This is a genomic window from Affinibrenneria salicis (assembly GCF_008710095.1).
In genome coordinates this window covers 459,735-481,427 of record NZ_VYKJ01000001.1, presented here as the reverse complement: position 1 = coordinate 481,427, position 21,693 = coordinate 459,735, and the positions used below count along the sequence as shown (strand labels likewise).

The following is a 21,693-nucleotide window of genomic DNA, read 5'->3' as shown; positions in this document are numbered from 1 at the left end:
AGTAATCCGGGGCGGCGGCCTCGCCGCTCAGGGTTTGTCGTTTAAACCGTACTTCTTGATTTTGCGATACAGGGTGGCGACGCTGATGCCCAGCTCCTGCGCCAGCTGCGCCTTATTGGCGCCGCGCTGCAGCGCCTGGGCGATCAGCTGATGTTCCAGCCGTTTCAGGCTGGGTGACGCCCCGCCCGCCGTTTCCGCCGATGAGATGGCGTCGGCCGCTGCGGGGCGCGGAGCGACGCCGTTCAGCGAGTGAAAGCTGGGCGGCAGCAGCGCGCGATCGATCACCTCGCCGTCCGGCACGATATTAACCAGATATTCCATCAGATTGCTCAGTTCGCGCACGTTGCCCGGCCAGCGGTAGCGGCGCAGCAGATCCATTACGTCGCGGCTGACGCCGGGATAGGTAATGCCCATTCTCCGGGTATGCATATTGAGAAAATAATGCACCAGGATCTCGATATCCTCGCCGCGTTCGCGCAGCGGCGGAATGCTGACCGGAATGACATTCAGCCGGTAGTAGAGATCTTCGCGAAATCGCCCCTCGCCGATCGCCCGTTCCAGATTCTGGTGGGTGGCGGAGATGATGCGAATATCGACCGGCAGCGGTTTGCTGGCGCCGATGGGCAGCACCTCGCGCGTTTCCAGCGCGCGCAGCAGTTTTACCTGCAGCGCCAGCGGCATATCGCCGATCTCATCCAGAAACAGCGTGCCGCGGCTGGCGGACTGAATCAGCCCGATTTTGCCGTTGGCCGAAGCGCCGGTAAACGCGCCCTTCACGTAGCCGAACAGCTCGCTTTCCAGCAAATGCTCGGGAATGGCGGCGCAGTTGATGGCGATAAACGGCTGGCTGCGCCGCCCGCTTAGCTGATGGATCGCCTGGGCCAGCACCTCTTTGCCGCTGCCGCTTTCGCCGGTGATCATCACGCTGGACGGGCTGTCGGCGAAGCGGCCGATTAGCTGTTTCAACTGCCTGATCGGCGGAGAGTTGCCGATAAAACGGCCGAGCTGCGGTTCGGTGAGCGGATCGTCGGGCGGCGCCGAACGATCCGTCTGATGAAAGGCGAGCAGGAACAGCTGCAGGTTTTTTTCCGTATGGTACTGGCCGATCACTACTTCCTGCTGGGCGGCGAAGCTGATGATGTGCTGCGCATGGCCGTTGGCGAACTCTTTGCCGGCCGCCAGCGGACGGATGGATACCGGCGTGCGGCTGAGCTGCTCCCAACGGGTGTTCAATTGCTTCAGCGCGTTCTGGTTGGCGAATTTGACCAGTCCCTGCTCGTCAAGCACCAGAATGCCCTGATCCATGCAGTTGATTAGCGTGCTGAACAGTTGATCCATCCCGCTGGCGCCGGACTGGCTCTTCATCAGGTTGGCCACCAGCAGGGCCGAGATGTGGCGAATATAATCGGAGAAGACCTCGATGTTGTCCTGCAGGCGCTGCTGCTGTTCCAGGTTGACCGCCGCCAGACTGATCACGCCCAGGCAGGCGCCCTCATGCATGACCGGCAGGCCGATAAACGCCAGTTCGCCGCAGCGATCGTACTGGCCGCAGGTTCGACAGATTGGATCGTGGTGCGCATTGATGACGATCTTCTCTTTTTTCTCGTCAATCACGTATTTCAGCAGGCGGGTATTGGCGGACGGACGGCCGATTCGGGCGCTGTACGGCCCGCTGCCCGCCACGCGCAGCAGATGATCGTCGACGATTTCGACTTCGAGCTGTAATACGCGACTGAGCATCTGGGCAAAATGCCGGATGGTTGTCTGAATCTGCATCAAAGACAGTGTTCTGGCTGTCATTGGCTAAGCCCCTTACCGTCTGAATTCGGAATCGTTGGCGCGACGCGACGCGTACGGCGCTATTCGCATTTTGAGAAATACCGCCGCGCCGTCCCGTTCGTGCGCCCACGACGCAGCAACGCGCCGCGTCGCCGGCATCCGCGCGGATGCCGCATGCGCCCGCGCGCCCGTTCATATTGTCACTGTTTGCGATTATTCGGCATTGATCTGACGCCGGCAACCACAAACTGGCATAAATATTGATGAGATAACGGGAAATATGTCAGCACCATTTTTTACTGAGATCAGGATGTCACCATGTCGAATTTTTCATTACAGATGCAGATCGCCGATAACGCCGCGTTTAATCCGTCCGCCGACGCCTTGTTTAGTCGCCGTCAGGCCGAACAGGCGTGCGCCTTTCATCGCCGGATGCCCGGCTATCTCCCCACGCCGCTCTATTCGCTGGATGCGTTCGCCGCCGCGCTCGGCGTCGGGCGCGTGCTGGTTAAAGACGAGTCGCAGCGCTTCGGCCTGAATGCGTTTAAGATCCTCGGCGGCGCCTATGCTGTCGCACAGCTGGTGTGCGAAAAATATCAGCTGGATATCAATACGTTTTCCTTCGAACAGTTTTGCGCCAGCCACCCGCGGCAGATGACCTTCACCACCACCACGGACGGCAACCACGGTCGCGGCATCGCCTGGGCGGCCCGCGCGCTGGGGCAGCAGGCGGTGATCTATATGCCGAAGGGATCGTCGGCGGAGCGGGTGGCGCATATTACCGGTCTGGGAGCGGAGTGCATCGTCACCGGGATGAATTACGACGACACCGTGCGTCTGACCACCCGCACCGCGCAGGAAAACGGCTGGCTGATGGTGCAGGATACTGCCTGGCCCGGTTACGAGAAGATCCCCGCCTGGATTATGCAGGGCTACGCCACGCTGGCGGTGGAGTCGGTGGAGCAGATCGCGCATAACGATTGGCCGACGCCGACTCACGTCTTTCTGCAGGCGGGGGTGGGCGCGATGGCGGCCGGCGTGCTGGACTATCTGGCTAACTGTTACGGCGCCGATCGGCTGCATGCGGTCATCGTCGAGCCGGATCGCGCCGATTGTCTGTTCCGTTCGGCGCAGAAAGGGGAGATCGTCGCCGTCGGCGGCGAGATGAATACCATGATGGCCGGCCTGGCCTGCGGCGAACCCAACCCGCTCGGCTGGCCGCGGCTGCGCGACAGCGCGCGGCAGTTTATTTCCTGCGAGGATAAGGTGACGGTGCTGGGGATGCGGGTGCTGGGCAATCCGCTGGCGCAGGATGCGCGCATTATTTCCGGCGAATCGGGAGCGGTCGGCATGGGCGTGCTGGCGGCGATATTGCACAGTCCGCAGCGCGCGGCGCTGCTGGCGCGGCTGGGGCTGGACGCTTCTTCCTGCGTGCTGGTGGTGAGCTCGGAAGGGGATACCGACCAGCAGCACTACCGCGAGGTGGTGTGGCAGGGGCGGCCGGCGATCTGAGGCCGGACGCAACGGCGGCATTTAATAGGAAGACAGTATGAGACGTTTAATTAAAGGCGGAACGCTGGTCGATCATCGCGGCTGCTATCGGCAGGATCTGCTGATCGAACAGGGACGGATCGCCCGTCGCGCCAGCGAGATCGCCATCGAGCCGGATATGGCGGTGATCGACGCCGGCGGCTGCCAGGTGATGCCGGGCGGCATCGATGTGCATACCCATTTCAATATCGATGTGGGTATCGGGCGCAGCTGCGACGACTTCTTTACCGGCACGCGCGCGGCGGCCTGCGGCGGCACCACCACCATCGTCGACCATATGGGGTTCGGCCCGGCCGGCTGCGATCTGCATCATCAACTGGCGCGTTACCATGAGTATGCCGGCGGGCAGGCGGTGATTGACTACAGCTTCCACGGCGTGATTCAGCACGTGGACGACGCCATTCTGGACGAGATGGCGTCAATGGTGACGCAGGAGGGCGTCAGCAGCTTCAAGCTGTATCTGACTTATCAGTACAAGCTGGATGACGGGGCGGTGCTGCGCGCGCTGCAGCGCCTGCGGCAGGTGGGCGCGCTGGCGACCGTGCACCCGGAGAACGACGCCGCCATCCGCTGGCAGCGCGACATCTTCCTGCGCGAGGGGCGCACCGCGCCGGTTTACCATGCATTGAGCCGGCCGCTGGCCTGCGAAGCGGAAGCCGTCGCCCGAATGATCAATCTGGCCTCGCTGGCCGGCGGCGCGCCGCTGTATATCGTACACCTGTCCAACGGGCTGGGGCTGGACTACATCCGGCTGGCGCAACGGGCCGGTCAGGCGGTATGGGCGGAAACCTGTCCGCAGTACCTGCTGCTGGACGACTCGCTGTATCTGCGCCCGGACGGAATGCAGTTTATTCTCAGCCCGCCGCTGCGCCCGCGCGAGGAGCAGGACGCGCTGTGGCGCGGCCTGGCGGACGGCAGCATCGCCACCGTGGCGACCGACCACTGCAACTTTTCGCGCCAGCAGCGCCTGACCCTGTCCGGCGGCGATTTCAGCCGCTGCCCCAACGGATTGCCGGGCGTGGAAAACCGTCTGGCGCTGCTTTATTCGGGCGGGGTGGCGAGCGGCCGCCTCACGCCGTCGCAGTTTGTCGCGCTGACCAGCGCCCGGCCCGCGCAGCTGTTCGGCCTGTGGCCGCAGAAGGGAAACCTCAACCCGGGGGCGGATGCCGATCTGGTGCTGTTCGACCCGCGGCGCAGCGTTACCTTGCGCCACGAGGCGATGCACGATAACGGCGACTATTCGCCGTATGAGGGGATGACCTGCCGCGGCTGGCCGGTGCTGACCCTGTGCCGCGGTGAGATCGTCTGCCGGGACGGCGTATTCAGCGGTCAGCGCGGTCACGGGCGCTTTGTGCGCCGGCAGCCGTTCAGGGCGACGGCCGGCGCGGACTCATTCTGATACGGCGGCCAGCGTGGTGGACTGCAGCTGTTGACCGCTGGTCCGGTTTTTCACCTGCAGGATCTCCGCCAGCACGCTGATGGCGATCTCTTCCGGCGTTTCGGCGCCGATATCCAGTCCGATCGGCGAATAGAGCGCGGCGATCGCATCGGCGGCTACGCCGTTCTTCGTCAGCGTGTTTTTAAAGGTCTGCAGTTTACGCCGGCTGGCCAGCAGGCCGAGATAGCGCACCGGCCGGCCGATGGTCAGTTCCAGCGCCTCCATATCCTGATGGTTGGTGGCGATGACAACGAAGCTGTTGTCGTCGAGCGTCAGCTGGCCGATCCCCTCGCTGAAACTGCCGGCGGCCACGCGGCGGCAGTCCGCCGGCAGATCGGCGTGGTTGAGATTGTCCGGCCAGGTATCCAGCAGGGTAATGTTGAAGCCCAGCGGCTGCGCGGCGATGGCGATGGCCCGGTTAACGTGGCCGGCGCCGATCAGCACCAGATTCGGCCGGCGCGGCTGGACGGCGATATGCACGGTCATCGCGCCGCCGCAGTCCGAGCCCACCGCGCCTTCGCCCTGGCGCGCCATGCGGCCGTTGAACAGCCGCGATTCGCCCTGCTCCAGCGCCTGTCTGGCTTGCTCAAGCACCCGTATTTCCATCATTCCTCCGCCGATGGTCCCGGTACAGTTTCCTTCGTCGTCCACCAGCATAGTGGCGGTATGGCGGGGCGTGGAACCGCGGCTTTCGATGATTTGGATAAACGCGAAAGCCCGGTTGTTCTGTTCCAGTTCGGCCGCGTGGGCAAATATATTCATCCTGTCCCTCACTGATGCAAAGCTGCTGCTGACTGATATCGATAACCTGCAAATTTCATGCCTTATGGCGTTGCGACGGATCAGATCGGGACAGGCGCCGTAGCCGGCGCCTTTATTTCCCCCATTGCGGTTTTTTTTCTCAAAATGAGAAATGCGATTATTAATATGAAAAAAGCGGTGCGGCAAAAGAAAGGGAAAGGAAATAAAAAAGCGCGCCGGACAACCATATAAATTTCCTCTGGCGAGTCATCGCTTTCCGCGCCGGCGTTATTCCCCTTCGCCAGTCGCGTCGCGCTTATTTCTGGCCTGCATATTGCTAATACTCTTCGTGTGGTTAACCGCTGCCGGAGTAAAACGATAATCCGTCCGGCGTGGCGTGCGGTAATCGCGCGTTTATTTTTTCCTGAAAATACACGAAGGAGATGAATGTGGGTGATGTGATGCGTCCCATTCCGTTTGAGCAATTGCTGGGGCGAATGTTTGCCGAATATCAGCAGAGCCGTTCTATTTTTTCGATCCCGGAAAGCCAATTTTACCGGCGCGATCCCGCCCGGCAGATGCAGGTATTCGGCGAGCGCTGCGATACGCCGGTCGGACCGGCGGCCGGTCCGCACACTCAGCTGGCGCAGAATATTATTACCGCCTGGCTGACCGGCGGCAGCTTCATCGAACTGAAAACGGTGCAGATTCTGGATCGACTGGAGCTGGAAAAGCCCTGCATCGATGCCGAGGATGAAGGCTTCAACACCGAGTGGTCGACCGAATTTACCCTGGGCAAAGCCGCGGATGAATATCTCAAGGCCTGGTTTGCCCTCCATCTGCTGGAGTGTCTGTTTGCCCCGCGTTCGCCTGAGCAGGGGCGGTCGTTTATTTTTAATATGAGCGTGGGCTATGACCTGCAAGGCATTAAACAGCCGCCGATGCAGGATTTTATCGCCACCATGATGGACGCCTCCGGCTCGCCGGCGTTCGGCTTTTATCGGCAGACGCTGGCGCGCTGGATCGAACGGGCGGACGTACTGCGCGCGCCCGGGCTGGACGCGCGCCGCGCGCAGCTGGCTCTGCTGCCGGAACGCATTGAGTCGCGGCTGGTGCGCGGCGTTACGCTCTCCACTATGCACGGCTGTCCGCCGGATGAAATCGAGGCCATCTGCCGCTATATGCTGCAGGAGAAAGGGCTGCATACCTTCGTCAAACTTAACCCGACGCTGCTGGGCTATCGGCGGGTACGCGAGATCCTCGATCGCTGCGGATTTGACTATATCCAACTGAAAGAAGCGTCGTTCCTGCACGATCTACAGCTCGACCGGGCGCTGAGCATGCTGGAGCGGCTGATGACGCTGGCCGATGAGCGGCGGCTGTCGTTCGGCGTGAAGCTGACCAATACGCTGGGCGCGGTCAACCATAAGGCGCGTCTGCCGGGCGATGAGATGTATATGTCCGGTCGGGCGCTGTTTCCGCTCGCCATCAACGTGGCGGCGGTGCTGTCGCAGCATTTTCACGGCCAACTGCCGATCTCCTATTCCGGCGGCGCCAGCCAGCTGAATATTCGCGCCATTCATGAGACCGGCATTCACCCGATCACGATGGCGACCGATTTGTTGAAACCCGGCGGCTATCTGCGTCTCGCCGCCTGCGCGCGCGAGCTGGAAGCGTCCGCCGGCTGGCAGCGCGCGACGGTGGATGTCGAGCGGCTGAACGCGCTGGCCGCCGAGGCGCTGGAAACCTCATATCACCAGAAAAGCTGGAAAAGCGACGACGCCATTGATGCCGGCGACGCGCTGCCGCTGTCCGATTGCTATGTCGCGCCCTGCGTCAGCGCCTGCGCCATTAAGCAGGATATCCCCGAATATCTGCGGCTGGCCGGCGAGGGGCGCTATGTCGACGCGCTGGATCTGATCTACCGGCGCAATGCGCTGCCGGCTATCACCGGCCACATCTGCGATCATCAGTGCGAATTTAACTGTACCCGACTGGATTACGACAGCGCGCTGAATATTCGCGCGATCAAGCGTATCGCGCTGGAAAAGGGCTGGCAGGGCTATCAGCAACGCTGGTTTAAACCGGCCGGCTCCGGCAGCCGTCATGCGGTGGCGGTTATCGGCGCCGGTCCGGCCGGGCTGGCCGCCGGCTATTTCCTCGCCCGGGCGGGCCACCCGGTGACCCTGTTCGAGCGGGAACAGAGCGCGGGCGGCGTGGTGCGCCATGTGGTGCCGCAGTTCCGCATCCCGGCGGAAAAAGTTCAGCACGATATCGATTTTGTCGCCAGCCACGGCGTGAAGTTCGTGTACGGCTGCGACGACGGCCTGACGATTGACGCCCTGCGGCGGCAGGGATTCGACTATATCTGCGTCGGCACCGGCGCGCAGAAAAGCCGCCCGGTTACGCTGGCCGGCGATCATCCCGCCGTCTGGTCGTCGTTCCAGTTTCTGCGGCGTTTTAATCGCGGCGAGAATCTGCGGCCCGGCCGTTCGGTCGGCGTCGTGGGCGCCGGCAACACCGCGATGGATTGCGCCCGGGCCGCGCTGCGTCTGCCCGGCGTCGAACAGGTCACCATCCTGTATCGCCGCGGCGAACGCGAGATGCCGGCCTGGCGCGAGGAGGTGGAGGAGGCGCGCGCCGAAGGCGTGCACTTCCGCTTTATGGTCAACCCCGAGCGCTTTGATGCCGACGGCACGCTGCGGCTGCGCGTGATGGCGCGCGGCGAGCCGGATGCCCAGGGGCGCGCGCGGCCGGTGGAGACCGATCGAGTCGAGACGCTGCATATGGATGCGCTGATCACCGCGATCGGCGAACAGCCGGACTACGCGCATCTGGCCGATATCGGCATTCCGGCGGACGCGCGCGGCGCGCCGATCGTGGATACCCGCACTCAGGAAACGGCGCGCGCGAATGTGTTCCTGATCGGCGACGTGCAGAGCGGCCCGGCTTCGATTGTGGCGGCCATCGGCGCGGCGCGGCGCGCGACGGATACCATCCTGCGGCGCGAGAATATTCGCGACGACCATGCGGCAAAACGCTGGCTGAATACCGATCCTGATGCGATCTATCGCCGCAAAGGGCAGATCGATGTGCGTCTGGTGTCCGCCGAACGGCAGGATGACTTTGCCCGTCAGGAGGCGCAGCGCTGCCTGTCGTGCAACTATGTGTGCGCCAAATGCGTGGACGTCTGCCCCAACCGGGCCAACATTTCCATCGCGGTGCCCGGCTTCCGCGATCGCTTCCAGACATTGCACATTGACGCGTATTGCAACGAATGCGGCAACTGCGCCCAGTTTTGTCCGTGGCAGGGACGGCCCTACCGCGACAAGGTCACCATTTTCAACCTGCAGCAGGATTTCGCCGCCAGCGGCAATCCCGGTTTTCTGCTGACCGATGACGGCGTGCTGGTGCGTCATCAGCAGCAGATTTACCACCTGGAGATCGACGAACAGGGGCAGTTCGGTCGCGTGCCGCCGGAGCTGACCGATATGTGCCGCATCATTAGCCATGTTTATCGACATCATCATTATCTGCTCGGCGCGGTGGAGGAATAAACCATGCTGATATTGCACAACGCCACGCTGGTGCAGTTCGCGCCGGCGCACATCATCAGCGGGATGGATATCGCCATCGACGGAACGACGATCGCCGATGTGGGCACCAATCTGACGGCGCGCTATCCGGGCGCGACGGTGAAAGCGATGCGCGGCCGGCTGGTCATGCCGGGCCTTGTCTGCGCTCACAACCATTTTTATTCCGGGCTGGCGCGCGGCATTATGGCCGGCATCGCCCCCTGTCCCGACTTTATCTCCACGCTGAAGAATCTGTGGTGGAAGCTGGACCGGGCGCTGGACGAGGAGTCGCTGTACTACAGCGGCCTGATCTGCTCGCTGGAGGCGATTAAGCAGGGCTGTACGGCGGTCATCGATCACCATGCCTCGCCGGCGCTGATCGCCGGCTCGCTGGATATCCTGCGCCGCGGCTTTCTGCAGGCCGGACTGCGCGGCATGACCTGTTATGAAACCACCGATCGCAACGGCGGGCTGGACGAGCTGCGCCAGGGCGTGGAGGAGAATATCCGCTTCGCCCGCCGGATTGAGGCCGATCGCCAGGCGGGGCGCGGGCCGTATCTGGTCGAGGCGCATATCGGCGCGCACGCGCCGTTCACGCTGCCGCAGGCCGGGCTGGAGATGCTGGCGGACGCGCTGCGCGAAACCGGGCGCGGGCTGCATATCCACGTGGCGGAAGACCGCTACGACGTGTCCCATAGCCACCATCACTACGGCGTCGATCCGATGGTGCGTCTGGATCAGGCGGGGCTGTTAAATGACAAGAGTCTGATTGCGCACGGTATTTTTCTCTCGTCCGACGATGTGGCGGTTATCAATCAGCGCCGGGCCTTTCTGGTGCATAACGCCCGTTCCAACATGAATAATCAGGTCGGCTATAACGCGCGACTGGCGGAGTACCGGCATGTGGCGCTGGGGACGGACGGTATCGGCGCCGACATGTTTGAAGAGCTGAAATTCGCTTTCTTTAAGCAGCGCGACGCCGGCGGATCGCTGTGGCCGGACAGCTTCCTGCGTTTTCTGCATAACGGCAATCTGCTGCTCGAGCGTAATTTTAACGCCCGTTTCGGTTCGCTGGCGGCCGGATATCAGGCCGATCTGACCATCTGCGATTATCAGTCGCCCACGCCGATGTGTCAGGACAATCTGGCCGGTCACCTGGCGTTCGGGCTGAGTTCGGCCAGCGTGCACAGCGTGATGGTGGCGGGCAACATGGTGTACGAAGATCGCCAGTTTCCGTTCGACGTGGCGGAGATCTACCACAACGCGCGGCGCAGCGCCGCCAGCCTCTGGCAGCGCATGGACCGTCTGCCGTAGGGCGGCGAATCGCGCGTGGCGCAGACCGGCCGCGCGCTATCGGTCGCCGCCGGGTCTGCGCGCCGCGATCCGTCGCAATCTGTTTTTCCAGACAAATTCGATGAATAAATTAACTAAGGGGGCAATCAGAGAATAAACGCAATCAGAAAAATAAAGAAAATCTATCGTACCTGATATTTCCATTATTGGATGGTCGATAACCGGCGACGACGAGCGGCGGAATTCATCCAATATGATTAATTACCTGTATCAGCCTGCAAAAGTTTTTATCGCGCCAGGTGCAGTTGGCTATGTCTATTCGAAGCCGGCTTTCATTAATTACTTCTGATGGGAATATGGATGTGAAAAATTTATTTATTAGCAATTATCCGGGGAAATATGTACAAGCCGTCGCTGACGGAGCGGCAAACCAAAGACCATATCGCGGCGGCGGGCCGTTATTCGTCGCGGGCGCGCTGGCCGGCGCTTTCTTGCTAAGCCCGCTGGCGCTGGCCGCGCAACAGCCGGCCGCACAGCCTTATACCAGTAATTTGGGGCAGACCTGCGATCAGAATGAGAGCGGCGTGACCCGCTTTACCGATATGTTTCGCTGCGGTTCGGTAAACGGCTCTTTGCGTACGCTCTACTTTTCGACGCATAACGCTTATTTCGTCAAAGATAAAAATCAGGATACCGCCAGCTACGGCGGCAGCATTAAATACCAGACGGCGCCTTATTTCGGCTTCAGCGCCGGCGTCAGCGGTATTTTCCAGCGGGGGCTGTGGCATCCGCCGGTAGAACGGCTGGTGACCGAACTGGGCCCGAACCAGACCAATGTCGGCGAGGCTTATCTGCGCTGGCAATATCGCGATTTCAGCATTACGGCCGGCAACCAGCGGGTGGATATGCCGTTTATCAGCGATTACGACTGGCGTATTACCCCGATACTGTTCCGCGCGGTGGATATGCACTGGGGCGATAAAACCGATTTCCTGCACGCCAGTAAAATTTATCGCTATAAGCCCTGGCGCACGGATCAGTTTCTGGCCACCTCCTCGTATAGCGAAGTGACGGAAAAAACCAGCGGCGCGTGGGCGGTCGGCGCCGGACGATCGCTGAAGGTCGACGACAAGACGCTGAGCGGACAGATGTGGTATGAAAACTACGCTGATTACGTGACGATTTTCTATGGCGAAGGGCATCTGCAATGGCAGGAACAGCCCTGGCAACCCGATATCGGCGTTCAATTTATCCGCGGCGCCGGCGAAGGGAAGCAGCTGATGGGGAAAGTGGATAATACCTCTTATGGCCTGCAGCTGGCCGTTGCGCCGACGCCGAAAATCAAGTGGTCGCTGAATTACAATCATATGGCGGCCAGCGGGGATGCTTATCTGAACGGCGCGTTGGTGACGCCTTATTCGCATAGCACCTCATCGGGCAAATATTTCGCTCAGCCCTATTTCACCAGCACCCAGGATCTGGGTACCGGCAACGCCTATTCAACCCGCATCAGCTATCAGGCCATGCCGGCGTTAACCATCGGCAGTTATTATTCCTTTATGGATCTGAAGAAAAAGGCCGGCGCTTCCAGTATCAACCAGTCTGAATATGTCATCTTCGGCATTTATAATTTCAGCGGCGCCCTGAAAGGGTTAAGTCTGTCTAATTTCTTAGGGGTACAAACCTCGCCGCAGTATGATTATTCTTTCTGGCAGAATCGGGTCGCGTTGCAATATAAATTCTGAGACATGCTATTTAGCCGAAGGCATACCAAAACGGATGTCTTCGGTTAATTTTTTCTCCCCCCCCGCCGTTTATTCTTTCTGTTCTGCGTATTGAAATTTATTTTTCCGGTCGTTTAATTTTCTCCCGGCCGGGGCGCATCATGCACATTATTCGGGCATTGCGTCGGGCATCTGCTTTTTTATAGTGCGCAACAATATTTCCTGTCGGTTGAGTTTAACTGCCTCTATTGATAGACAAGGTAAAAGCAACCGTTTGCTATGATAAGCAATCGTTTGCTTTTAGTGTTCCGTTGTTGGCTGATTGAATTATTTAACCATTTGATAATAAATGAATTGTTGTATTTTAATTATGGTATGGAAATTGCTGTTTATAAATAAAGCGAGCGGCCGGTTTATACCGGACAGTCTTCGGGCGGCGGTTCAGTCGACTGAAAAACAACGGTATATAAAAAAGGAATGACGATGTCAGCACACTATACCAAAGCTATCCGGGGCAGCTTTTTCGATATTACCGCGCCGGCGGACAGTCCGCAGCAGATAATGCGCCAGACGCGCTACCTCGACGACGGGCTGTTGTTGATCGATGGGGGGAGAATCATCAGCCTGCGTCCCTGGGATGAAGGAAAGAGCGCGCTGGTCGATGAACAGGCGGTTATCGACTACCGCGGTAAACTGATTTTGCCGGGATTTATTGATACGCACATCCATTACCCGCAAACCGAAATGATCGGCGCCTTCGGCGAGCAGTTGCTCGAATGGCTGCAGCGCTACACCTTTCCGGTCGAGAGCCAGTATGGCTGTCCGGCGCACGCGGCGCGCATGTCGGCCTTCTTTCTTCAGCAGTTGCTCAGCAACGGCACCACCACCGCGCTGGTATTCGGCACCGTGCACCCCGAGTCGGTCGATGCCCTGTTCAGCGCCGCCGGGCGGCTGGGCATGCGTCTGATCGCCGGTAAGGTGATGATGGATCGCAATGCGCCGGATGAATTGCTCGAAACGCCGCAAGACAGCTATCGGCAGACGCGGGAATTGATTCAGCGCTGGCACGGCAAGGGCCGGTTGGGCTACGCCCTGACGCCGCGTTTCGCTCCCACCTCTTCCCCGGCGCTGCTGGCGGCGGTGCAGCGCCTGCGCGAGGAGTTCCCCGATGTCTGGCTGCATACCCATCTGAGCGAAAACCAGCAGGAAGTCGCCTGGGTGAACGCGCTGTATCCCGAACGCGACGGCTATCTGGATGTGTATCACCACTATCGGCTTACCGGCCGCCGCAGCGTGTTTGCTCACTGCCTGCATCTTGAAGACCGCGAATGGGATTGCCTGCGCCGCACCCGCTCGTCCATCGCCTTTTGTCCTACCTCCAACCTGTTTCTGGGCAGCGGTCTGTTCCGGCTGCAGCGCTGCTGGGATAAGGGCGTATTGATGGGCATCGGCACCGATATCGGCGCCGGCACCTCGTTTAATATCCTGCAGACGCTGGGCGAAGCCTACAAGGTCGGCCAGCTGCAACAGTATTCCCTTGCGGCGGCGGAAGCGATTTATCACGCCACGCTGGGCGGCGCGCGCGCGCTGGATCTGGACGCGCAGCTGGGCAATTTCAACGCCGGTAAAGAGGCCGATTTCGTCGTTATCGATCCGGCGGTCACCCCGCTGCAGAGATTGCGCTACGGCAATAGCCAGACGATCTTCGAGCGGCTGTTCGTGCTGATGACGCTGGGCGACGACCGCAATATCGCCGCCACCTGGGTAAACGGCGAATGCGTCTGGCAGCCGGACAACAAGCAACAGGAGGTAGCATGATCCAGTTTTTGCTCAATCAAACGCTGGTCACCGAGCGGGATATCGATCCCAATATGACGGTGTTGAACTATTTGCGCGAGCGCCGCCGCCGTCCCGGCACGAAGGAAGGGTGCGCTTCCGGCGATTGCGGCGCCTGTACCGTGACGCTGGGGCGGGTGGAGCAGGGGCGTATGCGTTATGAAACCGCCAACGCCTGCCTGACGCTAATCAGCGCGCTGCAGGGTAAACAGCTCATTACGGTGGAAGATCTGCGCCAGCAGGGCGCGCTGCATCCGGTGCAGCAGGCGGTGGTCGATCTGCACGCCTCGCAGTGCGGCTTCTGTACGCCAGGCATCGTGATGACGCTATTTACCTTACAGAAAAACAGCCGGGGCTGGGATCGTCAGCAGGCCGAACTGGCGTTGGCCGGCAATTTGTGCCGCTGTACCGGCTACCGGCCGATTATGGACGCCGCCCGTCTGCTGTGCGAACAGCCCGTGGAGGACAGCTTTTCCCGTCAGGCGGCGATCACCGTTCAGCGCTTGAGCGCGCTGCAGCACCGGCGCCGGCAGACGCTGAAAGAGCAGGGAAACTGCTGCTTCATACCGAAAACCCTCGGCCAGCTGGCCGACTGCTATCGGCAATATCCGCGCGCCAGGCTGCTGGCCGGCGGCACCGATCTGGCGCTGGAGATCACTCAGGCCTGCCGTCCGCTGCCGTTGTTGATCGCACTGGATCAGGTGGAGGAACTGCAATGCTGGCAGGTGACCGAGGACAGCATCGAACTGGGCGCCGGGCTGTCGATAAGCCAGTGCGCCAGCCTGCTGAGCGGGCTCATCCCGTCCTTTGCGGATCTGCTGCGGCGCTTCGCCTCGCAGCAGATCCGCAACCGCGGCACGCTGGGCGGCAATATCGGCAACGCCTCGCCGATCGGCGATACGCCGCCGCTGTTGCTGGCGCTGGATGCGCAGTTGCGGCTGCAGTGCGGCGACAGCGAACGGCGGCTGCCGCTGCATGACTTTTTTCTCGCTTATCGCCAGACCGCGTTGCGTGAGGGCGAGTTTATTCGGTCGATCGTGATCCCGCGCGGCGAACGGGTGAGCAACTTTCGCGCCTGGAAGGTCGCCAAACGGCCGGACGATGATATCTCCGCGGTGGCCGGCGCGTTTGCCGTATGCCTGCGGGACGGCGTCGTCAGCGAAGCGCGTATCGCGTTTGGCGGGATGGACGCCATTCCGCGCCGCGCGCCGCGCTGCGAACAGGCGCTGTGCGGCCGGCCCTGGAACGAAGCGACGCTGGAGGCGGCCTGTCGGGTGCTGGAACAGGAATTTACGCCGCTGAGCGATTTCCGCGCCAGCGCGGACTACCGGCGGCAAATCGCCGGCAATCTGCTGCGTCGCTACTATTTGTCTCTGCAGGGAGAAATCCCGTTCATGGGGGTAGCCGATTATGTCGCATAATCCTGTACCGCTCAGCGCCGAGGCCCTGCAGGCGCAGTATCAGCAGGAATTGACCAGCGGCGTGGGGCGCAGCCGTCAGCATGAAAGCGCCGAGAAGCACGTTAGCGGCGAGGCGCGCTATATCGACGATCGCCCTGAACCGGCCGGACTGCTGCACCTCTGCCCGCGGCTTAGCGAGCATGCCCATGCGCGCATCCTGAAACTGGACGTGACGCCCTGCTACCAGATTCCCGGCGTGGTCGAGGTGCTGACCTGGCAACAGGTGCCCGGCAACCTGGATATCGGCGCGCTGGCGCCGGGCGATCCGCTGCTGGCGTGCGAGACGGTCAACTATGTCGGCCAGATTGTACTGGCGGTGGCGGCGGAAACGCGCGAGGCCGCCCGCCAGGCCGCGCAGGCCGCCGTAATTGAATACGAGGTATTGACCCCGGTGCTGGATGTGCGCGAAGCGCTGGAGAAGGAATTGTTCGTCGAACGGCCGTTCGTGCACCGGCGCGGCGACGCGCAGGGCGCGCTGGAACAGGCGGCGCACCGCATTCAGGGCGAGCTGCAGGTCGGCGGGCAGGAACATTTCTATCTGGAAACCCAGGCGGCCATCGTTAACCCCGGCGAGGACGGCTCGGTTACGGTCTACGCCGCCAGCCAGAACCCGACCGAGGTACAAAAACTGGTGGCCTCGGTGTTGGGCGTCAGCATGAGCCAGGTGACTATCGAGATGCGGCGTATCGGCGGCGGATTCGGCGGCAAAGAGACGCAGGCGGCGGGCGTGGCCTGTTTGTGCGCGGTGGCGGCGCGGCTGACCGGCCGGCCGGCGAAAATGCGTTTATCGCGGCGCGACGATATGCGCATTACCGGTAAGCGCCATCCGTTCTTTATCCGCTATGACGTCGGCTTTGACGAACGCGGCGTCTTTAACGGCGTTAAGATCGATCTGGCCGGCAACTGCGGCCACTCACTCGATCTGTCCGGTTCGATCGTCGATCGCGCCATGTTCCATATCGACAATGCCTACTACCTCGGCGACGCGTTGATCACCGGCTATCGCTGTCGCACCAATATCGCCTCCAATACGGCGTTCCGTGGTTTTGGCGGGCCGCAGGGCATTGTGGCGATAGAGCAGATCATTGAGCGGATCGCCTGTGTGCTGGGGCTGGATCCGCTCGAGGTGCGCAAACGCAACTATTACGGTCAGCCCGGGCGCGACGTGACTCACTATTACCAGCCGGTGGAAGGGAACTTACTGGATGACATCACCGCCCGACTGGAAGAGAGCGCGGATTATCAGCGCCGGCGCGCGGCGATTCGCGCCTTCAACGCGCAGCACCCGCTGTTGCGGCGCGGTCTGGCGCTGACGCCGGTCAAATTCGGCATCTCTTTCACCGCCACCTTTCTCAATCAGGCCGGGGCGCTGTTGCTGATTTACTCCGACGGCAGCGTACAGCTCAATCACGGCGGCACAGAAATGGGGCAGGGGCTGAATACCAAGGTGGCGCAGATCGTCGCCGAGGTGCTGCAGATCGACATCGATCGGATCCAAATCACCGCCACCCACACCGGCAAGGTGCCGAACACCTCGCCGACCGCCGCTTCCAGCGGCGCGGATCTGAACGGCAAAGCGGCGCAAAACGCCGCGCAGATCCTGAAACAGCGGCTGGAGACCATGCTGTGCCGGCTTCATAACTGCGCGCCGGCCGACGTCAGCTTTCGCAACGGCATCGTGCGGGTCGGGCAGCGGCATTTTACCTTCGCGCAGGTGGCCAACATGGCCTGGCTGAACCAGGTGTCGCTGTCGGCCACCGGCTACTACCGGGTGCCCGGCATTCATTACGACCGCGAAGCCGGCCGCGGCCGGCCGTTTTACTATTTCGTCTATGGCGCCGCCTGCTCCGAGGTGATCGTGGATACGCTGACCGGCGAGTATCGGGTGCTGCGGGTGGATATTCTGCACGACGCCGGCGCGTCGTTGAACCCGATGATCGATATCGGCCAGGTGGAGGGCGGATTTATCCAGGGGATGGGCTGGGTTACCTGCGAAGAGCTGGTGTGGGATCAGCAGGGGCGGCTGATGACGGATTCGCCGGCCAGCTACAAGGTGCCGACCGTCGCCGATATTCCGCCTGATTTTCGCGTTCAGCTGCTGGAAAATCAGCGCAACGTGGCCGAAACGGTTTTCCGCTCGAAGGCGGTGGGCGAGCCGCCGTTTATGCTGGGCATTTCCGTCTGGAGCGCGCTGCAGGATGCGGTCGCCAGCCTGAGCGATTACCGTCGTCACCCGATGATGCCGGTGCCGGCCACGCCGGAGCAGGTGCTGCGCGGCGTCGTCGCCATGCGAGACGCCGCCCGGCGCGGATGATGCGACGGCATCAGGTACGGGTGGAAACGAATATGGCGCGCCGCAACAGGCTGATGATCCACACCCGCAGGGCAGCATAGCCATCGGCCGCGGCGTTGAGAGACACATGGCCGCGGCTGTCTTCCCGCTGGCGGGAAAAGTCCGGCCGTTTCCACCGGCAGGGCCGCTGCGTGGCAAGCGGCAAGGGCGGGCGGGGGCAACGTCGCCAGGGGCGGCGGCTGAAACGCCAGCCGGGCGCGTCTGCGGCCGTTGGAAGTACGGCATGCCGCAATACCACCATCGCCCGCCTAAAAGAGTAAGGGGCCGGCGCCGGATTTTCGGGTCATAAGCCCCCGTTTACGGCGCATCAATGCATCGCGGATAGGCGCGACCGGCCTATTCTTCGATACGCAGACCGTAGGTTTTAAATTTCTCCAGCACGATGGCGATTTCCTCATCGGGCAGCAGCGGGACGGGATCGACAATGGCTAAGGTCGTGAGATAGAGGCGGGCGAGCACTTCGACCTCCTGCGCCAGCCACAGCGCTTTTTCCAGATTCGCTTCGCTGGCGATCATGCCGTGGTGTTGCAGCAGCGTGGCCTTATGATCTTTCATCACCCGCGCCACCTGTTCGGAGAGCTGTCTGGTGCCGAAGGTGGCGTAAGGGGCGCAGGGAATCGTATTGCCTCCGCCGACGGCGATCATGTAATGGATGGCGGGAATCGGGCGGTTGAGGATCGATACCGCGGTGCAGTGCACCGCGTGGTTGTGCACCACCGCGTTGGCCTGCGGGCGGGCCTGGTACACCGCCTGGTGGAAACGCCACTCGCTGGACGGTATTTTGCCCGCCTCGTGCCGGCCGTCGGCATCGACCAATACAATCTGCCGCTCGGTTAATCTTTCATAAGGGGTGCCGGTGGGGGTAATCAGCATGCCGTCCCGATAGCGTACGCTGACGTTGCCCGCCGTGCCCTGGTTTAAGCCCAGGCGAGTCATCTCAAGACAGGTGTCTATTATTTCACGAGCCAGAACATCTCTTTCCATTTTATTTCTCCAGAGAGCGAAAGACGGAATAACGGAAATGACGTGAATCAACCGGCGTGATTGATTCACGTCAGCGGCAATAGCGAATTACCGCATAGTCATGCGCCCTGACATTTTTGGTTATCGCGCCGGCCGCCTGAATCCGGCGGCCGGCGCGCGCTCATTTGCCGTCGGCGGCATCCGCCATGATGCGGTCCAGCGCTTGTTGCTGTTCATACAGCTGTAAATAGACCTGATATTTGCGCTGATGGAAGGCGGCCATCTCCGGCCTGGCGCGCAGGGTTTCGCCGGGTTGCGCCAGCGCGCCGCAGGCGGCCGGGAAATCCGGCCAGGCGCCGCAGGCCACGGCGCCGCAGATGGCCGCCCCCAGCGTAACGGCATCCTCTTCGCGCATCAGGTGGATATCGCGCCCGGCGATATCGGCATATTCGCGCAGCCACAGCGGGTTATGGGTGGCGCCGCCGCACATAACGAGATGCGTAATGCGATGCCCGGCCTGCTCCATGGCGTCGATAATATGGCGGGTGCCGTAGGCGATGGCCTGCAGCGTGGCGAGATACAGGCGGGCCAGCGCCGGCTCGCCGCTTTCCAGCGTTAAGCCGCACACGCTGCCGCGCGCATGCGGATTGGCGCGCGGCGAGCGATTGCCGTGGTGATCCGCCAGGACGTGCAGATGGCGGGTCGGCAGCGGCTCATGTTGTTCCAGCTGCGCCACCCACCGGTTCGCCAACGCCACGGGATGCAGGCCCTGCGCGTCGGCCGCGCTGAACAGTTGCGCGCTCTGGCCCTGCTGCCGCAGCGTCCAGTCGATCAGTGAGCCGGCCGCGCTCTGCCCGCCTTCCGTCAGCCACCAGCCCGGCAGCATGGCTGACCAGTACGGTCCCCATACTCCCGGCGTTTCCAGTTGCGCTTTGTTGACCAGCATATGGCAGTTGGAGGTGCCGCTGATGATCGCCAGCGCGCCCTGCGGCTGGCCCCCGATCAGCGCCAGCCCGCCGGCGTGAGCGTCGATAATTCCGCTTGCCACGACCACGCCCGGCGGCAGACCCAGCTCGCCGGCCGCTCTGGCGCTTAACTGGCCGGCCGGCGCGCCGATGTCGATAATCCGGCCCGGGATCTTCGTCAGCAAATCGTCCAGCCCGACCGCCCGCAGCAGCGGCATACTGAAGCGGCCCTCGTGGGCGAGATAATTCCATTTACAGGTCAGAGTACAGAGGCTGGCCACGTCATTGCCGGTGGCTTTCCACACCAGAAAATCGGCCAGATCGAAGAAGCGCGCGGTTTGCTGGTAGCGCTGCGGAAAATGGCGCTTCAGCCACAGCACTTTAGGAAGTTCCATCTCAATGCTGACTTCGCCGCCGACGTAACGCAGGGCGTCGTCCCCGCTGGCGTTAATCTCCGCCGTTTCCTGCGCGGCGCGATGATCCATCCACATAATAATGTCGCGATCCGGCGCGCCGTCCTGCGCTACGGAAACGCCGCGTTCGTCGCCATCGATCGCCACCAGCGAGCAGGTGGCGTCAAAGCCGAGCGAACGGATGCGTTGACGGTCGACCTGTGCCCCGTCGACCGCCTCCCGCACGGCCGCGCAGACCTGGCGCCAGATTTCCGCCGAGGATTGCTCGACCTGATCGGCGCCGTGGCGAAACTGGCTGATCGGCCGTACGGCGAAGGCCAGACGCTGACCGCGCGCGTCGTACAACCCGGCGCGAACGCTGGCCGAACCGACATCAACACCTAAGTAATATCCACCGTTGTGCATAACAGGCTCCTGGCGTTGGCACAAACCGGCGGGGAAAACGGTTCCCCGGCCGGGAAAGAGACGCTTGAATCATAAACCGTCAGGGAGACGATGAATCAGGCCGCCGTTACGCGGCTGCTTCCCGCGCGGGTGTTGCTTAGCGCCGCGGATGCAGCAGCTTTTCCACCGCCGGATCGTCGATATTCTGCATGCTGACGTATTTCACCGGGATATCGATCACTTTCTCTACCGTTTTGCCGCCGATGGCGTCATTCAGCGCCTTAATGCCCTGATAGCCGATCTGGAACGCGTCCTGCACCACGAAGCCCTGCAGCACGCCGGCGCGCAGGAAGCCGATAATGGCTTCGGTGCCGTCAAAACCGATGAGCTTCACCTTGCCTTTAATGCCCAGGCTGTCGACGGCGTTCGCCACGCCCAGCGTGGAACCTTCGTTGGTGGCGTATATGCCGGCCAGATCGGGATTGGCCTGCACCATATCGGTGGTCTTATCCATCGCTTTCTGCGGGTCGCCGTCGCTGTATTGCACCGGCAGAACGGTCACCTGCGGGTATTTCTCTTTCATCTGCTTAATAAAGCCTTCGGAACGCTCGATGGCGGAGGTGGTGCCGGCCACGTGGGCGATGATGCCCACTTTCCCCGCGCCGCCGATCTCGGCCGCCAGCGCGTCGGCGGCGTCGGCTCCCGCCCTGACGTTATTGGTCGCCACAAAGCTGGCGGGAATATCGGAATTGACGCCCGAGTCGAAGGTCACCACCTTGATGCCCCGGCTATTGGCCGTTTCCACCAGCGGCGCCAGCGCGTTGGCGTCCAGCGCGGCCAGCAGGATGCCGTCGGGTTTTTTCGCCATGGTATTTTCCAGCAGTTGGATCTGCTCGGCGATTTGCGTCTCATCCGCCGGGCCGACAAAGCTGGTGGTGACGCCCAGCTCTTTCGCCGCCGCTTCCGTCCCCATTTTCACGGTCTGGAAGAATTCATGCTGGTAGCCTTTGCTGACCACCGGCAGCGTTAATGTCTTAGCCCAGGCGCCGCCCGTTAGTACGAGCGCCAGCGAGGCGACAGCTAATAATGATTTGTTTTTCATGTCATTCGCTCCGTTTAGGTAACCCTTTAGCCCGCGAGGCGCCGGTGAGTCGCTTGCCGGCGCCCCGACGGCGTCAGGGACTGGATTGTTTTTTTACCGGGTACTCATGACCAGGC

Annotated in this window: 14 protein-coding genes; 9 read left to right on the top strand and 5 right to left on the bottom strand. The window is 61.7% G+C overall.

Annotation, left to right across the window (positions count from 1 at the left end; translation table 11 throughout):
- Positions 1–27 precede the first annotated feature (27 nt).
- Positions 28–1,800 carry a sigma-54 interaction domain-containing protein gene (locus FJU30_RS02110; protein ID WP_150433778.1) on the bottom strand — a complete coding sequence of 591 codons (1,773 nt, stop codon included), beginning with the start codon at positions 1,798–1,800 and terminating at the stop codon, positions 28–30.
- A 297-nt stretch (positions 1,801–2,097) separates the two neighbouring features.
- Here FJU30_RS02110 and dpaL point away from each other — a divergent pair, with 297 nt between their 5' ends.
- On the top strand, positions 2,098–3,291 hold the full coding sequence (gene dpaL, locus FJU30_RS02105) for a diaminopropionate ammonia-lyase (protein WP_150433777.1): 1,194 nt from the start codon (positions 2,098–2,100) through the stop codon (positions 3,289–3,291).
- Between the two features lie 37 nt (positions 3,292–3,328).
- Positions 3,329–4,729 (top strand): dihydropyrimidinase, encoded by a 1,401-nt coding sequence (gene hydA / locus FJU30_RS02100; RefSeq protein WP_150433776.1) that lies wholly within the window; start codon positions 3,329–3,331, stop codon positions 4,727–4,729.
- On the opposite strand, the gene FJU30_RS02095 is transcribed toward hydA, so the two are convergent.
- A complete protein-coding gene (locus FJU30_RS02095) occupies positions 4,721–5,530 on the bottom strand; it encodes an XdhC family protein (RefSeq protein ID WP_150433775.1) in 810 nt (269 codons plus the stop codon). The genes hydA and FJU30_RS02095 overlap by 9 nt on opposite strands.
- Before the next feature lie 57 nt (positions 5,531–5,587).
- On the opposite strand from FJU30_RS02095, the gene FJU30_RS26720 reads away from it, so the two are divergent.
- The 7 genes from FJU30_RS26720 (at position 5,588) to xdhB (ending at position 17,711) form a co-directional block, all read left to right on the top strand.
- Positions 5,588–5,761 (top strand): hypothetical protein, encoded by a 174-nt coding sequence (locus tag FJU30_RS26720; RefSeq protein ID WP_191091520.1) that lies wholly within the window; start codon positions 5,588–5,590, stop codon positions 5,759–5,761.
- 197 nt (positions 5,762–5,958) lie between these two features.
- Entirely contained in the window at positions 5,959–9,066 is a 3,108-nt protein-coding gene (gene ygfK / locus FJU30_RS02090) for a putative selenate reductase subunit YgfK (RefSeq protein ID WP_150433774.1), read from the top strand.
- Positions 9,067–9,069: 3 nt separating this feature from the next.
- Entirely contained in the window at positions 9,070–10,398 is a 1,329-nt protein-coding gene (gene ssnA, locus FJU30_RS02085; protein ID WP_150433773.1) for a putative aminohydrolase SsnA, read from the top strand.
- A gap of 455 nt (positions 10,399–10,853) precedes the next feature.
- A complete protein-coding gene (locus FJU30_RS02080) occupies positions 10,854–12,122 on the top strand; it encodes an OprD family outer membrane porin (RefSeq protein WP_395858503.1) in 1,269 nt (422 codons plus the stop codon).
- A 462-nt stretch (positions 12,123–12,584) separates the two neighbouring features.
- Positions 12,585–13,919: a guanine deaminase gene (gene guaD, locus FJU30_RS02075; protein WP_150433772.1), complete on the top strand. Its 1,335-nt coding sequence runs from the start codon at positions 12,585–12,587 to the stop codon at positions 13,917–13,919.
- Positions 13,916–15,358, top strand: a complete 1,443-nt coding sequence (xdhA, locus tag FJU30_RS02070) for a xanthine dehydrogenase small subunit (RefSeq protein ID WP_150433771.1) — start codon at positions 13,916–13,918, stop codon at positions 15,356–15,358. The genes guaD and xdhA overlap by 4 nt, the downstream gene beginning before the upstream one ends.
- A complete protein-coding gene (xdhB, locus tag FJU30_RS02065; protein WP_150433770.1) occupies positions 15,348–17,711 on the top strand; it encodes a xanthine dehydrogenase molybdopterin binding subunit in 2,364 nt (787 codons plus the stop codon). Before xdhA ends, xdhB begins: the two co-directional genes overlap by 11 nt.
- Before the next feature lie 375 nt (positions 17,712–18,086).
- Here xdhB and FJU30_RS02060 read toward each other — a convergent pair whose 3' ends face one another.
- The 3 genes from FJU30_RS02060 to FJU30_RS02050 form a co-directional block, all read right to left on the bottom strand.
- Positions 18,087–18,734: an L-fuculose-phosphate aldolase gene (locus FJU30_RS02060; protein WP_150433769.1), complete on the bottom strand. Its 648-nt coding sequence runs from the start codon at positions 18,732–18,734 to the stop codon at positions 18,087–18,089.
- Between the two features lie 160 nt (positions 18,735–18,894).
- Positions 18,895–20,496 carry an FGGY-family carbohydrate kinase gene (locus FJU30_RS02055; RefSeq protein ID WP_150433768.1) on the bottom strand — a complete coding sequence of 534 codons (1,602 nt, stop codon included), beginning with the start codon at positions 20,494–20,496 and terminating at the stop codon, positions 18,895–18,897.
- Positions 20,497–20,632: 136 nt separating this feature from the next.
- On the bottom strand, positions 20,633–21,577 hold the full coding sequence (locus tag FJU30_RS02050; RefSeq protein ID WP_150433767.1) for an ABC transporter substrate-binding protein: 945 nt from the start codon (positions 21,575–21,577) through the stop codon (positions 20,633–20,635).
- Positions 21,578–21,693: the final 116 nt, after the last annotated feature.

Bases quoted from the DNA above. Each gene is read 5' to 3' on its own strand.
- FJU30_RS02110 (WP_150433778.1), bottom strand. From the start codon at position 1,800: ATGACAGCCAGAACACTGTCTTTGATGCAGATTCAGACAACCATCCGG.
- dpaL (WP_150433777.1), top strand. From the start codon at position 2,098: ATGTCGAATTTTTCATTACAGATGCAGATCGCCGATAACGCCGCGTTT.
- hydA (WP_150433776.1), top strand. From the start codon at position 3,329: ATGAGACGTTTAATTAAAGGCGGAACGCTGGTCGATCATCGCGGCTGC.
- FJU30_RS02095 (WP_150433775.1), bottom strand. From the start codon at position 5,530: ATGAATATATTTGCCCACGCGGCCGAACTGGAACAGAACAACCGGGCT.
- FJU30_RS26720 (WP_191091520.1), top strand. From the start codon at position 5,588: ATGCCTTATGGCGTTGCGACGGATCAGATCGGGACAGGCGCCGTAGCC.
- ssnA (WP_150433773.1), top strand. From the start codon at position 9,070: ATGCTGATATTGCACAACGCCACGCTGGTGCAGTTCGCGCCGGCGCAC.
- guaD (WP_150433772.1), top strand. From the start codon at position 12,585: ATGTCAGCACACTATACCAAAGCTATCCGGGGCAGCTTTTTCGATATT.
- xdhA (WP_150433771.1), top strand. From the start codon at position 13,916: ATGATCCAGTTTTTGCTCAATCAAACGCTGGTCACCGAGCGGGATATC.
- xdhB (WP_150433770.1), top strand. From the start codon at position 15,348: ATGTCGCATAATCCTGTACCGCTCAGCGCCGAGGCCCTGCAGGCGCAG.
- FJU30_RS02060 (WP_150433769.1), bottom strand. From the start codon at position 18,734: ATGGAAAGAGATGTTCTGGCTCGTGAAATAATAGACACCTGTCTTGAG.
- FJU30_RS02055 (WP_150433768.1), bottom strand. From the start codon at position 20,496: ATGCACAACGGTGGATATTACTTAGGTGTTGATGTCGGTTCGGCCAGC.
- FJU30_RS02050 (WP_150433767.1), bottom strand. From the start codon at position 21,577: ATGAAAAACAAATCATTATTAGCTGTCGCCTCGCTGGCGCTCGTACTA.